This is a genomic window from Microvirga sp. P5_D2 (assembly GCF_054049475.1).
In genome coordinates this window covers 1-12,566 of the sequence record NZ_JBFUMH010000153.1, presented here as the reverse complement: position 1 = coordinate 12,566, position 12,566 = coordinate 1, and the positions used below count along the sequence as shown (strand labels likewise).

At 62.6% G+C, this 12,566-nt stretch carries 16 protein-coding genes; 7 read left to right on the top strand and 9 right to left on the bottom strand.

All coding sequences use genetic code 11. The features are described from left to right. Positions 1-321 precede the first annotated feature (321 nt). On the bottom strand, positions 322-1,314 hold the full coding sequence (locus ACXJKO_RS25130; RefSeq protein WP_457093799.1) for an AraC family transcriptional regulator ligand-binding domain-containing protein: 993 nt from the start codon (positions 1,312-1,314) through the stop codon (positions 322-324). Between the two features lie 245 nt (positions 1,315-1,559). Here ACXJKO_RS25130 and ACXJKO_RS25125 point away from each other — a divergent pair, with 245 nt between their 5' ends. Further along, positions 1,560-1,910 (top strand): hypothetical protein, encoded by a 351-nt coding sequence (locus ACXJKO_RS25125; protein WP_457093798.1) that lies wholly within the window; start codon positions 1,560-1,562, stop codon positions 1,908-1,910. A 331-nt stretch (positions 1,911-2,241) separates the two neighbouring features. On the opposite strand, the gene ACXJKO_RS25120 is transcribed toward ACXJKO_RS25125, so the two are convergent. After that, entirely contained in the window at positions 2,242-2,508 is a 267-nt protein-coding gene (locus ACXJKO_RS25120; RefSeq protein ID WP_457093797.1) for a DUF6894 family protein, read from the bottom strand. Between the two features lie 560 nt (positions 2,509-3,068). Here ACXJKO_RS25120 and aqpZ point away from each other — a divergent pair. Genes aqpZ through ACXJKO_RS25095 form a run of 5 tightly spaced genes read left to right on the top strand, consistent with a single transcriptional unit; the run spans position 3,069 to position 6,868 of the window. Next, positions 3,069-3,818: an aquaporin Z gene (aqpZ, locus tag ACXJKO_RS25115; protein ID WP_457093796.1), complete on the top strand. Its 750-nt coding sequence runs from the start codon at positions 3,069-3,071 to the stop codon at positions 3,816-3,818. Between the two features lie 28 nt (positions 3,819-3,846). Then, the gene (locus ACXJKO_RS25110; RefSeq protein WP_457093795.1) at positions 3,847-4,308 is read left to right on the top strand and encodes a DUF3597 domain-containing protein; all 462 of its coding nucleotides are present in this window, start codon (positions 3,847-3,849) and stop codon (positions 4,306-4,308) included. Between the two features lie 20 nt (positions 4,309-4,328). Next, positions 4,329-4,568 carry a DUF3302 domain-containing protein gene (locus tag ACXJKO_RS25105; protein WP_457093794.1) on the top strand — a complete coding sequence of 80 codons (240 nt, stop codon included), beginning with the start codon at positions 4,329-4,331 and terminating at the stop codon, positions 4,566-4,568. Continuing rightward, complete coding sequence (locus tag ACXJKO_RS25100) at positions 4,565-5,497, top strand: HlyD family secretion protein (protein WP_457093793.1); 933 nt, start codon at positions 4,565-4,567, stop codon at positions 5,495-5,497. Before ACXJKO_RS25105 ends, ACXJKO_RS25100 begins: the two co-directional genes overlap by 4 nt. A 42-nt stretch (positions 5,498-5,539) precedes the next feature. After that, positions 5,540-6,868, top strand: coding sequence for a DUF1214 domain-containing protein (locus tag ACXJKO_RS25095; RefSeq protein WP_457093792.1), 1,329 nt, complete (start codon positions 5,540-5,542; stop codon positions 6,866-6,868). Between the two features lie 168 nt (positions 6,869-7,036). On the opposite strand, the gene ACXJKO_RS25090 is transcribed toward ACXJKO_RS25095, so the two are convergent. After that, positions 7,037-7,930 (bottom strand): LysR family transcriptional regulator, encoded by an 894-nt coding sequence (locus ACXJKO_RS25090; RefSeq protein WP_457093791.1) that lies wholly within the window; start codon positions 7,928-7,930, stop codon positions 7,037-7,039. A gap of 132 nt (positions 7,931-8,062) precedes the next feature. Between ACXJKO_RS25090 and ACXJKO_RS25085 the strand changes: the two genes are divergently transcribed. After that, a complete protein-coding gene (locus ACXJKO_RS25085) occupies positions 8,063-8,896 on the top strand; it encodes an oxidoreductase (RefSeq protein WP_457093790.1) in 834 nt (277 codons plus the stop codon). A gap of 582 nt (positions 8,897-9,478) precedes the next feature. On the opposite strand, the gene ACXJKO_RS25080 is transcribed toward ACXJKO_RS25085, so the two are convergent. From ACXJKO_RS25080 to ACXJKO_RS25055, 6 genes are all read right to left on the bottom strand, one after another. Further along, positions 9,479-9,808, bottom strand: a complete 330-nt coding sequence (locus ACXJKO_RS25080) for a hypothetical protein (protein WP_457093789.1) — start codon at positions 9,806-9,808, stop codon at positions 9,479-9,481. 11 nt (positions 9,809-9,819) lie between these two features. Next, entirely contained in the window at positions 9,820-10,152 is a 333-nt protein-coding gene (locus tag ACXJKO_RS25075; protein ID WP_457093788.1) for a hypothetical protein, read from the bottom strand. A 15-nt stretch (positions 10,153-10,167) separates the two neighbouring features. Next, complete coding sequence (locus ACXJKO_RS25070) at positions 10,168-10,554, bottom strand: hypothetical protein (protein ID WP_457093787.1); 387 nt, start codon at positions 10,552-10,554, stop codon at positions 10,168-10,170. A 134-nt stretch (positions 10,555-10,688) separates the two neighbouring features. Then, positions 10,689-11,183, bottom strand: coding sequence for an Hsp20 family protein (locus ACXJKO_RS25065; protein ID WP_457093786.1), 495 nt, complete (start codon positions 11,181-11,183; stop codon positions 10,689-10,691). Positions 11,184-11,395: 212 nt separating this feature from the next. Then, positions 11,396-11,614, bottom strand: a complete 219-nt coding sequence (locus tag ACXJKO_RS25060; protein ID WP_457093785.1) for a hypothetical protein — start codon at positions 11,612-11,614, stop codon at positions 11,396-11,398. A 393-nt stretch (positions 11,615-12,007) separates the two neighbouring features. Further along, the gene (locus ACXJKO_RS25055) at positions 12,008-12,133 is read right to left on the bottom strand and encodes a hypothetical protein (protein WP_457093784.1); all 126 of its coding nucleotides are present in this window, start codon (positions 12,131-12,133) and stop codon (positions 12,008-12,010) included. Positions 12,134-12,566: the final 433 nt, after the last annotated feature.

The window sequence follows — 12,566 nt, the reverse complement described above, 5'->3', positions numbered from 1 at the left end:
CCTACAATCTCACTCGGGTGCTGAACATCCTGGGTATTCAGCCGCTGATGGCCGCCCTCAGGACTTAGGGGCGGGTTCTGCCCGCGTCATCACGCCTGTGACACGCCGGATCCTCGCTTCAGAGGCGATGGGAGCTTCATTCCATCGACGATAAGCCAATCCGCGCTCGCCCATGATGGTGAAGGGCCTTGGAGCGGGGAAAGCCGCAATCCGTCTTTTGCGAAAGCGTTTTGACACGACCAAGACCCGTTGGAGACCTCCCGCTTTTTCGTGGAAACCGGTTAGCTTGTCGACCTCGCTAGTGAGCCCTCTCTTCCGAGCCTAGCCGCCGCGGGGTCTCTTGAGGGTGCGCATCTGGGTTGGCGTTACTCCAGTCCACCGTTTGAAGGCCGTTGTGAAGGCAGCAACCTCCTGAAAACCGAGACGCCAGGCAATCTGCGAGATCGAGATGCTCGGATCTTTCAGATAGTGCCGCGCCAGGTCGGTTCGCATCCGGTCCAGGATCTCGCTGAAGGTCAAGTTCTCCTCTGCCAGCCGCCGTGCCAGGGTCCGCCGGCTCATGCCGAGAGCGTGCGTGATGCTGCTCACTCGCACCTTCCCCTGTGGCAGGAGCGGAGCGATCGCATTCTCCACGCTGGCTTGAAGCGGACTGGCGGGCGTGACCCGTTGAGAGAGGATGTCCTCACAGTGGCGGACAAGCACCTTGTTCAGGTAGGGCTCCGCATCCCTCAGCGGGAGTTGGGCGGCCCCGCGTGCGAACGCGATCTCGTCTGTACCAGCCGCAAAGGCGATCGCACAGCCGAGATACTCCTCGAGCCGGGCGGAAGCAGCGCAGCGCGGATGGGCGACGCTGATCCGGATTGGCCTGAGGTTGCTGCCGGTCAGGTGCTGACAGATCCGCACGAGCGCTGTGATCCAAAATTCCATCTGATGCCGATCGGTGTGGCGCGCGATGCCCGCATAGCTGAAGCGGACTTTCATTTCCTTTCCTTGTTCCCAGCTCAGTACCATGCTCTCGTTGGCGATGGCGTTGTACCGCTCGACCTGGGCCAAGGCCTCGCCTAGCGTGGCCGATGAGGCGAGCACGAAATAGAGCAGATCGATCAGTCGGAGTTCAAACTCTTCAGCGAGATAAAATCCGAGCAGGTCGTCGTGGAGGGCGTCCGCCGCTAGGTTCAGGAGGATGACTTGGCCATCGGCTGCCATGTGGGCGTCGGTGTTCTCGATCTGGGTGGTGGTGAGTCCGGCCCGGCGCAGGAACGGGGCGGGATCGATGCCCGCGGCGACGAGGCGGGCTACAGCGAGCCGGGCCATGACCCCGCCGGCGCTCGGCGGCCTTGCGCGACCCGTTCCTCCCGTTGACCGCATGTTCCTCACGAACGCCGTTGCCTGTCCGAAGCCTAGTGGCTCAATCGAGTAAGCTTCTGTCCCACAATAGCAGGACGAGGGCGGCGCGTCGCTGCTATCACCCCTGCCGTCTGGCGAGTCCTCATATAGTCCGCTTGCAACGGTCCCGGGCTGCCTGGACCGCCGGCACCTTAAACCCAATGGAGAATGGAATGGCTCAGCAGCATGCAAGGACATTGGCCAGCGCCGCGTGTCCCGAGTTGTGCCCTGACAGCGTCGAGCAGAGGATCATCCGTGCCTATGTGCAACTCGCGGCGGTCCCGGACCATGCGGATGGACCCCAGACCGTTACACTCTTCCGGCGCGGCAACCTCGAGGTTCGTCTGACGGAAATGGCCCAGGATCGAATGATGGGCCTGCCACCGTTCTGGCTGGAACTCCACTCACCGGCAAGCGGTGGAACGATCGACAGCCTCGGCTGCCATGAATTCGACGAGAAGGAACTGGCAGCCGCCGTCGAGTTCATCCTTGAGGCCACGCAACGCTTGCGATCCCTTCACTGACGAGTTGACCAYGACGGGTTCCGGCTGCGTCCGCCTCTCGACGTGATGGCGCTCCGAGCATCTTGCTGTCGCGGTAGGCTGGCGTCTCAGTCTGGACGGCATCGAGACGGTGTGACGATGGTCCCCCTCCGGCAACTCTGCCGGGCAAACATCTGACATTCCTCGGCATGGGGGCGATATTCTGCGGCTGTTTTCATAGGTCTCCGCAGCATCTCATGGACCTGGGCCATTTTGACAGCGTGTTAGTGATGGAAGCAGAGAACCGTCCTGCCATCATGCGCCTGCGACCTGTTTGATCAGGCCTAGCCTGCCGGACAGACATGATTGCCTTTTACATGCTGCACGGTAGCGGCAGCCCGGCACGTTCAACCTGGATCGAGACCGTCATGGTGAGGACCAGCTGTCGATGCTCATCCTTCACCTCAATCCGAATGTTCTCGGAGATTGCGCTCTGCAACTGGAACAATCGGTCCCGCGTCAGTTCGCCCGCGCTGCGCTTGGCCTCGATCTCGGCCAAGTCAAGGCTTTCGATCTCGTGACCAACGTCATCGCGATTGGTAAAACCGCCCAGGAATAGATCGAAATAGAAGCGTGGCATCAGCAATATGAACTGGTCAGAGAAAATACATTGGTAATCGAAAAGGTATGCTGCCCGCCCGCTGGCGCTCTTGATGCGTCGCCTTGCAGGCGGGCGGGTTCGGCACCGGGATTGCCCCACGGACCGACGGGATAGGTTTTAGCGGCAATTGCCTTCACCGCCTTACTGTCATGTGCCAATGGCTTGTTTGATCAGGCCAGATTTACTTTGCCGGCGCCCCATTCAATGAAGACCTTCTGCGAACATCCATCCGTGACCCCGGAATGTCGCCTAATGGCACGTTCCGGACGCGGGCCGAACTTCCGTTTTGGACAGGAACGTCGGACATTCCTGCCAGTGAACGAATTTTACTGACTGACCCTGAGCAGACCATCCACTCAGTGCTGGCAACCATTGCCTGCACGCCGCTTGTCGGCACGGCTCAGTGGCCTACCTATTCACATAAGTTAATATCCTGCGTTCCGACTGGGCTCCCGGCGAGCCGCTTTTGATCGACGGCTTTGTCGACGTCGCTCCTGAACTGACTGGTTGCGTCATCCGCGAACCCAAGGGAGGAGCCTATGGACCTGCACAACAGCCAGAACATCCACAGATGCGTTGCCGAAGGTATCGGCACCTTCTGGCTCACCTTCGCCGGCTGCGGCAGCGCCGTCATCGCTGCCTTTCCCGAGGTCGGCATCGGCCTGCTCGGCGTGTCGCTCGCCTTTGGCCTGAGCGTGCTGACCATGGCCTACGCCATCGGTCACATCTCCGGCTGCCACCTCAACCCGGCGGTGACCGTCGGCCTCGCGGCAGGCGGGCGCTTCCCGAAGCAGGACATCCTGCCCTACGTGGTCTCCCAGGTTGTGGGGGCGGTGATCGCTGCGGCGGCGCTGTACGCCATCGCGACCGGCTCGCCCACGTTCGATCTCGCCAAAGGCTTTGCCGCCAACGGCTACGGCGCCCATTCGCCGGGCCAGTACAGCATGATCTCCGGCTTCATTGCCGAGGTGGTGCTGACCATGATGTTCCTATTCATCATCATGGGCGCGACGCACGGCAAGGCGCCGGTCGGCTTTGCCCCCATCGCCATCGGCTTGGGGCTGACACTGATCCACCTCGTGGGGATCCCGATCACCAACACCTCGGTGAACCCGGCCCGCAGCACGGGACCGGCGCTGTTCGCCGGTGGCTGGGCGCTCGCACAGCTCTGGATGTTCTGGGTCGCACCCTTGATCGGCGGCGCCTTGGGCGGGATCCTCTACCGCTGGCTGAGCGAGGAGCCGTCGGCCCAGGTCACCGGCATCGCCCCGACGGCCCCGGCCGAGTAGCCGGATTCATCATCAACGGGAGGACAGGATGAGCATCTTCGGCAGGATCAAGGACGCGATCTTCGGCTCCGCGGCCGCGAAGGAGTCTTCGACGCCACCATCGGCCGCAGCACCAACCGGAACAGCGTCTGCACAGCAGGCTGCTGCGGCCCCCGCGTCCTCCGGGACGCCCACCACATCGGCCCAGGCGACCACGACCGCGGCTCCTGCTGCCACGGCGACACCGATGTCGGAGGTCGACGTCGAGGCGGTGCTGACAAACCTCGCCACGCAGAAGGGACAGAAGCTCGACTGGCGCAAGTCGATCGTCGACCTGATGAAGCTGCTTGATCTCGACAGCAGCCTCGCCGCCCGCAAGGAGCTCGCGCAGGAGCTGAACTACACCGGCGACACATCCGACTCCGCTGCCATGAACATCTGGCTGCACAGGCAGGTCATGAGCAAGCTGGCGGCGAGCGGCGGCAAGGTCCCCGACGACCTCAGGACGTAAGCGATGCGACGGAGGACAGGATGACCGTCATCGACATCTTCGCATGGATCGTCCTGCTCGTCCTCGTGGCGACGCTGGTTGCTGTCTTCGTCGCGCTCGGGATGATGCCGGGCCGCATTGCCCGTAAGCGTGGACATCCCTGGCCTGAGGCGGTGGCGGTGGGGAGTTGGGCGACGCTGGTCTTCGGCTTCGTGTTCTGGCCGCTGGTCCTGATCTGGGCCTATGTCGACGCGCCAGCACGACGCGAGCCATCCCCATGATCGTCGTCCTGCTCAACGCCTACATCGCCCTGCTCGTCCTGTTCGTCTGGCTCCGTTTTATCCCCCTCAACACGTTCTGGAAGATTTCTCCGGTTATTGTCCTGCTCGTGCTACTTGTCGGCCTGTTCATCCCGATGGGGTGGGGCGCACCCTCGGGGTCAGCGGCGGTCATCCGCAACTCAGTGCAGATTATCCCGTCCGTGTCCGGCGAAGTCGTGGACGTGCCTGTAACGGCCAACATGCCGATCAAGGAAGGCGACGTCCTGTTCCGGATCGACCCGACGACCTACCAGGCGCAGGTCCAGGCCATCGAGGCCCAGCTCAAGCTCGCAGAATTGCGTCTGGGCGAGTTCTCCGAGCTGCAACGCCGTGACACGGGTCGTGCCTTCGACGTGCAGGAGCGGCAATCCGAGGTCGACCAACTGAAGGCACAGCTCGACGGCGCCACGTGGAATCTCGACCGCACCGTGCGGGCTCCCGCTGACGGCTACGTGACCAATCTGGCACTGCGCAAAGGCGCCCGGGTCACCGGACAGTCACCGGTGATGGCCTTCATCGACACGTCGGAGGCGATCTTCGGCGTGGAGATCCCGCAGATCAGTGTGCGCTATGTCGAGGTCGGGCAGCCGGTCGAGATCACGTTCAAGACCCTCCCGGGCGAAGTCTTCCCCGGCAAGGTGGAGACGGTCTTGCAGGCGATTGCCACTGGACAGTCGCAGCCCGGCGGCCTGGCCGTCATGCCCTCGGAGGTCCAGGCGGCTCCGTTCATCGTTCGGATCCGGCTCTACGACCCGGAGGTGGCGCGCCGCCTGCCGGCCGGGAGCACGGGTCTGGCCGCCATCTTCACCGAGCGCGTCAAGGCGAGCCACGTCATCCGGCAGGTGCTGCTGCGTCAAACGGCAATCCTGAACTACGTCAATCCGTTCTGATCGGCCTCAGGGAAGCGGCAGGACATGGGAGGAGAAGGCACGGTGCTTCTGAACCGCAGGTACGCAATGGCCCTGATGGCCGCTCTGTTCACCGCGCCAGCGCTCGCCCAGGTGCCAGCCGGCACGCCGAAGCCCAATGATGCCGCCATAGCTGATGCTTACATCTACCTGCTCGGCCGTGCCCTAGTGATCCGGCAGGAGCACATGGACCGCAAGGCGCCCGGGTTTGCCTACAACTCCATCCACTACAATCCCCTCGGATCGGCCGACTTCGTCAACCCGAACTTCGATGTCGCTTACCTGGAAGCCTGGTTCGCGGTGGACGAGCGCACACCTGTCATCCTGGAGGTGCCGGAGGTCAAGGACCGCTACTACACGGCCCAGATCCTCGACGAATGGGGCGAGGTCATCGTCAATATCAACGAGCGTACGTTCCCATCGAAGCCCTCCGGCAAGTTCGCGCTGGTCAAGCCCGGCTGGAATGGCGCGCTCCCGGCGGATGTCTCGCGGATCGAACTGCACTCCAGCAAGGCCAAGATGCTGGCCCGGGTCGAGCTGAAGGGAAATCCTGACTCCGCCGTGAAGCTCCAGCGCCAGTTCAAGGCCACTCCCCTTGGGACGCCGGTGGTCGCGCTGCCTCCCGCGATGCCGATGTTCGGCAACAAGGACCTGATCGGGGTCGAGATCTTCGATGACGTGGAGCAGACGCTGGGAAGCGCTCTCGACGTGGCGCCCAACGCGGCCGAGATGCAGCAGCAGGTCCGGTCTGTCGCGGCCTACGTGGCATCGGGCGATGAGGCTCGTACTGCCGTGAATGCGCAACTGCGCAAGGTCATCCCGGAGTTCCAGGAATATGCCTTTACCCAGAGCGCTCCCTATCGCAACCACTGGATCGGCGGAGGCACGACCGGCAATTACGGCAAGGACTACCGCTTGCGCACGGTCGTCAACTTCGCCGGCATCTGGGCCAACACGACCGACGAGGTGATCTACTTCGTGGCCACCCGCGACGCGGACGAGAAGCCGCTCAACGGCAGCAACAGCTACGTCATGCACTTCCCGGCGGACCGGCTGCCGCAGGCCGCGGTGAATGCCTACTGGTCCGTGATTCTGGTCGGTGTGCCCGACTACCGGGTCGTGCCCAATCCATTGAACCGCTTCAACTTCAACACCTATTCAAACCTGACGCCTGAAGCCGACGGCTCGCTCAGGATCGGCATCGGCCCGAAACCCGTTGCCGACGTGCCGGAGTCGAACTGGCTGCCGGCACCGGACGGCAAGCCGTTCTCGCTGACGTTCCGGACCTATGTGCCGAAGGATGTGGTCACCAGTGGCCAGTGGCAGCCCGCTCCAGTGACGATGGTGAAGTGAGCGCAGCAGGCAGGAGACCATGATGCCACCGATGAGAAATGCAGTCTTTACGGCGATGTATGTCTCCAAATGGCACACCTGAGACGTAAGCGTTTGGTCCGCTTCGACACTCAAGTGCCGACGTTCGTTAAGCGGTCGGAACGTGAACATCTGACCCCAAGCTGACTTTTAGGGCCTGTAACGCAGCGCATCCACAAGGGCTGCCAGAGCCGGAGGAGTTTGTCTGCGGCTCGGGTAATACAGATAGAACCCGGGGAACGGCGGACACCACTCATCCAACACTCGGAGCAGGCGCCCGGCAGCAAGGTGCGGGGCAATCTGGTCCTCGAAAACATGCGCCAGGCCACGGCCATCGAGGGCGGCCGCCACCATCAGATCAATGTCGTTGAACACGAGCGATCCGTTCACCCGGACCGCCAGCGACTGGCCGCCCTTCTCGAACTCCCATGGATAGATCCCACCGGCGGTCGCCATGCGGTAGTTGATGCAGTTGTGGGCTGCGAGATCGTGAGGAGAGTGCGGCGGCGGGTGCTTGGCGAAATACCCGGGAGACCCCACTACGGCGGACCGAATGTCAGGGCTGATCCGGACCGCAATCATGTCCTTCTCGACTTCTTCGCCCAACCGGATGCCAGCATCGTAGCGACCCGCGACGATGTCAGTGAGGCTGTCATCGACGCTGATCTCGACCTGAACGTCGGGATACTCGGCCAGGAACCGTGACAGGGCAGGCCAGACCACGAGCATCGCCGGATGTTTGCCGGCCGTGATCCTGATCGTGCCGGCGGGTTTCCCGCGCAATGTCCGGAGGGCGGCCAACTCCGTGGAGATGTCTTCCAGGGCAGGCTGGAGGGTGCGCAGCAGGCGCTGGCCCGCTTCCGTCGCCGAGACGCTCCGCGTGGTGCGCGCCAGCAGGCGCAGGTCCAAGCGCTCCTCAAGAGCTTTCATGGCATGGCTCAGGGCCGATTGGGACATGCCGAGCTTGGCGGCAGCCCGCGTGAAGCTCTGCTCCTCCGCCACCACGGCGAACGCCGCCAGATCGTCGAGATCACCTCGATTCATTTATGCACCATTCTCATAAGGCCAACCGGATTATAGCGGGTAATCGAAAAGGGTGGCGAGGCCTATGTTGTGGCTCAAGGTCGGAGCCCATGCGGCCGGCCATCACCTGACTTGCAACACGGGAGACCTGACATGACGAAGACTTGGCTGATCACGGGCGCCAATCGCGGCCTGGGCCTGGAGATGGCACGGGCCGTCCTCGGCGCCGGCCACAACGTAGTCGCGACGGCCCGAAAGCCGGAAGCCATTGAGGCGGCGCTCGGTTCATCCAGCAGGCTCTTGGCCGTGAAGCTTGACGTCACGCAGCCCGATCAGGCGGAAGCCGCCGTCGCTGCCGCCAGGGAGCGCTTCGGGCGCATCGACGTGCTCGTCAACAACGCGGGTTATGGCCAGCTCGGCTGGTTCGAGAACACGTCCGACGAGCAGATCCGGCAACAGTTCGAGACGAACGTGTTCGGGGCCATGCATGTGACCCGCGCCGTGCTGCCGGTGATGCGCGAGCAGCGCTCAGGCCACGTCTTCACCGTGTCATCCATCGCGGGCTTCATCGCCTTCCCAGGGTCGTCGATCTACAGCGCCTCCAAGTTCGCCGTGGAAGGCTGGATGGAGGGGCTGGCCCAGGAACTGAAACCACTCGGCATCGCGGCCACGCTGATCGAGCCGGGCTTCTTCCGCACGGACTTCCTCGACAGCTCGTCCGTGACCTATGGAGCCTACGAGATYAGCGACTATGCCGAGCAGGCTTCGCAGTTCAGGGCATGGCATGATGATATGAATCATCAGCAGGTCGGGGATCCCACGAGGCTCGGTCCCGTGCTGATCAAGCTGTCCGAGATGGACGAACCGCCGGTGCGCTTCGCGGCCGGCAGCGACGCGGTCGGCTTTGCGCTCGACAAGGCCGAGGCGCTTCGCTCCGAGGTTGAGCGGATGCGGGAGTTGTCATCCTCCACGGATGGAGGACGCTAGCGTTCACCGTGCCGGGCTTCGATCAAGGAGCCCGGCACCACTTGGTTACGCAAGCTTCCCAGGTTCCTCCCAAGCCTTCCAAGAAACTCTTCGCAGTTCGCAGGAAGGTCGGCTCCTGGCACGAGGCTGACCTTAGCCGAATTTCCGCATTGGTGGCGTGAACAGACTTTCATCTCAATGATCCGCCAGTTCAATTTGGCTTGCTGCCTCCCAAGGCCAGATGAGTGACGCCGCGTAGGCTGCAGGAACAGATCACAACAAAGCCAGCTGGTTAGATGATGGTCGAGAGAAGCCGCCGCATTCTGCCCGCGCTCGGGCCGATGCCCACCAGTAATCTCAGCTTCCTCCTCCGTCGACAAGGACCTGCCAGCGGGCAAGAGCCCTCTCGCCTCTTCAAGCTGCCAATGCGCTCTCCTGTGCTTCGTAGCGAACCACAAACGCTGCCGGCGCCGCCGGATGAGGGCGCCAGTCGTGGCCGAGGCGAACCAGGGCGGCCTTGACCTCGCCCAGGCGAGAGGGTGGGCCATCGGCCATGCCTTCCGTTGCGGCGAGGTCGACGAGGTATTCGTCCCAAGCCCAGCGCTAGAGAATTTCGCGCTTGCAGTCCAGCGACAGCAAGGGATGACGCAAAACGTCATCTGGCTGTGCAAACACAGCCGCCGGATGGACCAGCGCTCTTTCCAAATCTGGTATGCTCGCCAGCTCGCAGCGTCTGGAGGCGGTCTGAAATGGGGTGAGCCACACAATGGCTCTGACCTTCTCGATTGATGAGGCACTGTCCTTCGTGCTGTGGCCCACGAGAGACTGCTCCCGCGATGTTTCGTCTGAACGCGCCTCAGCCTCTGCAAGCCAGGGCAGGCAAATCGCATGCGGCGGGTTGTTGCGTCCCATTCCTGCAACGTGTTCGTTCATTGCGACCGCTCCTATGATGCGTGCCAAAGGAGAAAAGCGAGCCCTCCCGCCAGCGACAGCGTGGCCTCGTCCCAGGCCGTGAGATGATGAGGGGTGTAGAAGGCTTCCCGACGGATGAGCGCCAACCCAGCCGATGCCATGCCGGCCATGATCAGCAGGGCCGCAAAGCTGACATGAAGGCGCTCCACAGGCCCGAGCGCCGCAAAGCACAGGCAGAGAGCGACCGAGGTCAGCCAGCGCGAGACCACCTCACGATTAATCTCCTCGGGGCGACGGCGGTCCTGATCCGCGGGCTTGAAACAGGATCCGCCCGCCCACCAGTCATTCGGATTGAAGACAGCCATGGCAGCCTCCGGATCTCAGCCAGCCCGCGACAGCCTCGGGGTGAGCCAACGAGCCCCGGTCTTTCGCGCGCGACGTACCGGTTCAGGCCGCTCACAGGCTTGGCCGGCATCATCAGGATCGAGTGAGCGCAGTGCGTCGAGCACCACGTCGAGGGGCACGATGCGACCGACCAGCCCGGGGCAGTGCCGCAATCCGGGCGCGGATTCAACGGCCCAGGCATCAGATGCCCAGGAGGCCAGAATGGCCCGCTTCTCCTCTCGGCTCAGATCCGGAGCGGTAACGACGTCCTGCGGATGCGCAAACGCCTGGTCTGGCTTTGTAAGGACCTCCCAGGGCAGGAGGTCGGGCGAGAACAACGCAAAAGGTAACCTGGATGAATGATTAGCAACCTGTTGGCTCATGGCAGCACCTGCTGGCTTTCCTCAATGGCATGCAAGCACGGATAGCTCCTGTCTGCTCGGTCGGCCCGGGCGCACGTGAGCAGCCGGTGCCGAGGGGGTCCTCGGCACCGCCGTGCCTCCGCACGTACTCGGCGTTACGCGACTTTGCTGGGCTTGGCTTCGTGCTCGATCTGCTTGGCGTTGTCCTGCGCCAGAGCCTTGGGCTGACTGCCGGTCGCGATCTCGATGCGGCGGGGCTTGAGTGCCTCGGGCACCTCACGCACGAGCTCGATCATCAGCAGGCCGTTCTCCAGGCTCGCACCCTTCACCTTCACATGGTCGGCAAGGTTGAAGGTCTGCTTGAAGGCGCGGGTCGCGATGCCGCGATGCAGATACTGCGTCGCCTCAGGTTCGGAATGCTTGTTGCCCGTCACCAGCAAGTTGCTCTCGTGCTGGGTGAGCTCGATCTCGTCCGGGGAGAAGCCGGCCACCGCCATGGTGATCCGGTACTGGTCCTCGCCCAGTTTCTCGATGTTGTAGGGCGGCCAGTTGGTCATGGGCTCGACACGCGCGGTCTGATCGAGCAGGTCGAACAGGCGGTCGAAGCCGACCGTGGAGCGGTACAGGGGCGAAATGTCGAAAGTTCTCATAGCCACATCCTCTTTGGAGCAACATGGATCCGAGAGCGCCGGACACCGCCGGCGCCCGTGTGCCAAGCTCATCTGAGCCTTGGCGCCCAACAAATTAGGAACGGGATTTTGGGTCGTCAAGACCTTCGGCCCTGCCAACACAACGCTGTCGGCCGTCCAAAATCTTGGGATCACTCGGAAGGTTCTCGGCACATCCCGGCAGTAAGCCGAAATCAAGTGCGAGGGGCTAAAGGAAGGGGCTCTGTTAGCTCTAGCCAGGCATGGGTTGCGGCCTCGCGGGCGGTCCGCTCGTCCTGGAAACCTTCAGCGGCGATCGTCTCGAAGCCGCAGACATGGCACTGAACAGCCGCGGCAAAGCCACCATCATCCGTGACGAAGCTCAGAACGGATGCTGCATCGCAGGAACACTGCGGACAGAGCCGCTGGCTCATGTGGCTCTTCCTTTCCCGGTGATTACTACCGATTGACGAGGTTAACGCATGTGCTGACGCTGTCGAGCGAGGACAGGCGCGACAACTTTGTGCAACGCGCCATGACAGAAGGGGTGCGGCCAGGGCACGGTGGTACTGACATCACCCCTGCCAGCCGCGTTCGACGGCTTCGCACACCCTCACAGGGAGCCGCATGCAAACAGGATAGCTTCCCCGCGTAAGCATGAGGAGCCGGCTAGACTACAACGATGACTGGCGGGCTCTGATTTGATGTCTGCCGGCTCGTCAGAAAAGGTTGGTCATCGGGTCACGAATCACATCACCTGCCGACAGGATCAACCAAGGGGAGAGTGCATGTTCTTCGTTGTCACGGGACAAGGGCTCAATGGGCCGTTAGCGGTAACCTGCGAGACGGCGGCCGCAGCGGTCGAGAAGGCCCGTGCTTTTATCGCTGACGGGGTGCTCGACGTCCTCATCGCTGATGCGGACGGGCAGCAGCATCCCCCGGACGACTTTCACCGCCTCCTGCTTGGGACCCACTCCTCATGAAGCCGCTTCGAAGCCGGAACATGCTTCCGCGGAAGGCTTTCCCCGAGAGGCAAGCTTAGCGATCTCGCGAAGAGGCGGTTCCTTTACTTTGYAACCAGAGGCACTTGTATGAGCCAACTCACAGCACTGTCGGCTCATCTCCCTGGCTGTATCATCTGCATAGACGCAAGACCCCTTCACTTGCGCCGGGAGCTGCTCCCGGSGCTCCCCCGATCGGTTAGACCGGGGCATTGGGTGGGGTATCATGGATGACTGGTGGGTTATCCTGCTTGCTTGGAGCGGATAGTTCCCATCCGATCTTGCAATCCAGCATAGAAGCCCCATATTCAATTTATCGGATTTTGGCCGGACAATCGGGTCGTTTCGCTTTTTGGCACTGCCAGGCGCACGTTCGGACTTTCTT

What these genes read in the sequence shown, in the direction of transcription:
- ACXJKO_RS25130 (WP_457093799.1), bottom strand. Translation starts at nt 1,314, where the DNA reads ATGGCCCGGCTCGCTGTAGCCCGCCTCGTCGCCGCGGGCATCGATCCC.
- ACXJKO_RS25125 (WP_457093798.1), top strand. Translation starts at nt 1,560, where the DNA reads ATGGCTCAGCAGCATGCAAGGACATTGGCCAGCGCCGCGTGTCCCGAG.
- ACXJKO_RS25120 (WP_457093797.1), bottom strand. Translation starts at nt 2,508, where the DNA reads ATGCCACGCTTCTATTTCGATCTATTCCTGGGCGGTTTTACCAATCGC.
- aqpZ (WP_457093796.1), top strand. Translation starts at nt 3,069, where the DNA reads ATGGACCTGCACAACAGCCAGAACATCCACAGATGCGTTGCCGAAGGT.
- ACXJKO_RS25110 (WP_457093795.1), top strand. Translation starts at nt 3,847, where the DNA reads ATGAGCATCTTCGGCAGGATCAAGGACGCGATCTTCGGCTCCGCGGCC.
- ACXJKO_RS25105 (WP_457093794.1), top strand. Translation starts at nt 4,329, where the DNA reads ATGACCGTCATCGACATCTTCGCATGGATCGTCCTGCTCGTCCTCGTG.
- ACXJKO_RS25100 (WP_457093793.1), top strand. Translation starts at nt 4,565, where the DNA reads ATGATCGTCGTCCTGCTCAACGCCTACATCGCCCTGCTCGTCCTGTTC.
- ACXJKO_RS25090 (WP_457093791.1), bottom strand. Translation starts at nt 7,930, where the DNA reads ATGAATCGAGGTGATCTCGACGATCTGGCGGCGTTCGCCGTGGTGGCG.
- ACXJKO_RS25080 (WP_457093789.1), bottom strand. Translation starts at nt 9,808, where the DNA reads ATGAACGAACACGTTGCAGGAATGGGACGCAACAACCCGCCGCATGCG.
- ACXJKO_RS25075 (WP_457093788.1), bottom strand. Translation starts at nt 10,152, where the DNA reads ATGGCTGTCTTCAATCCGAATGACTGGTGGGCGGGCGGATCCTGTTTC.
- ACXJKO_RS25070 (WP_457093787.1), bottom strand. Translation starts at nt 10,554, where the DNA reads ATGAGCCAACAGGTTGCTAATCATTCATCCAGGTTACCTTTTGCGTTG.
- ACXJKO_RS25065 (WP_457093786.1), bottom strand. Translation starts at nt 11,183, where the DNA reads ATGAGAACTTTCGACATTTCGCCCCTGTACCGCTCCACGGTCGGCTTC.
- ACXJKO_RS25060 (WP_457093785.1), bottom strand. Translation starts at nt 11,614, where the DNA reads ATGAGCCAGCGGCTCTGTCCGCAGTGTTCCTGCGATGCAGCATCCGTT.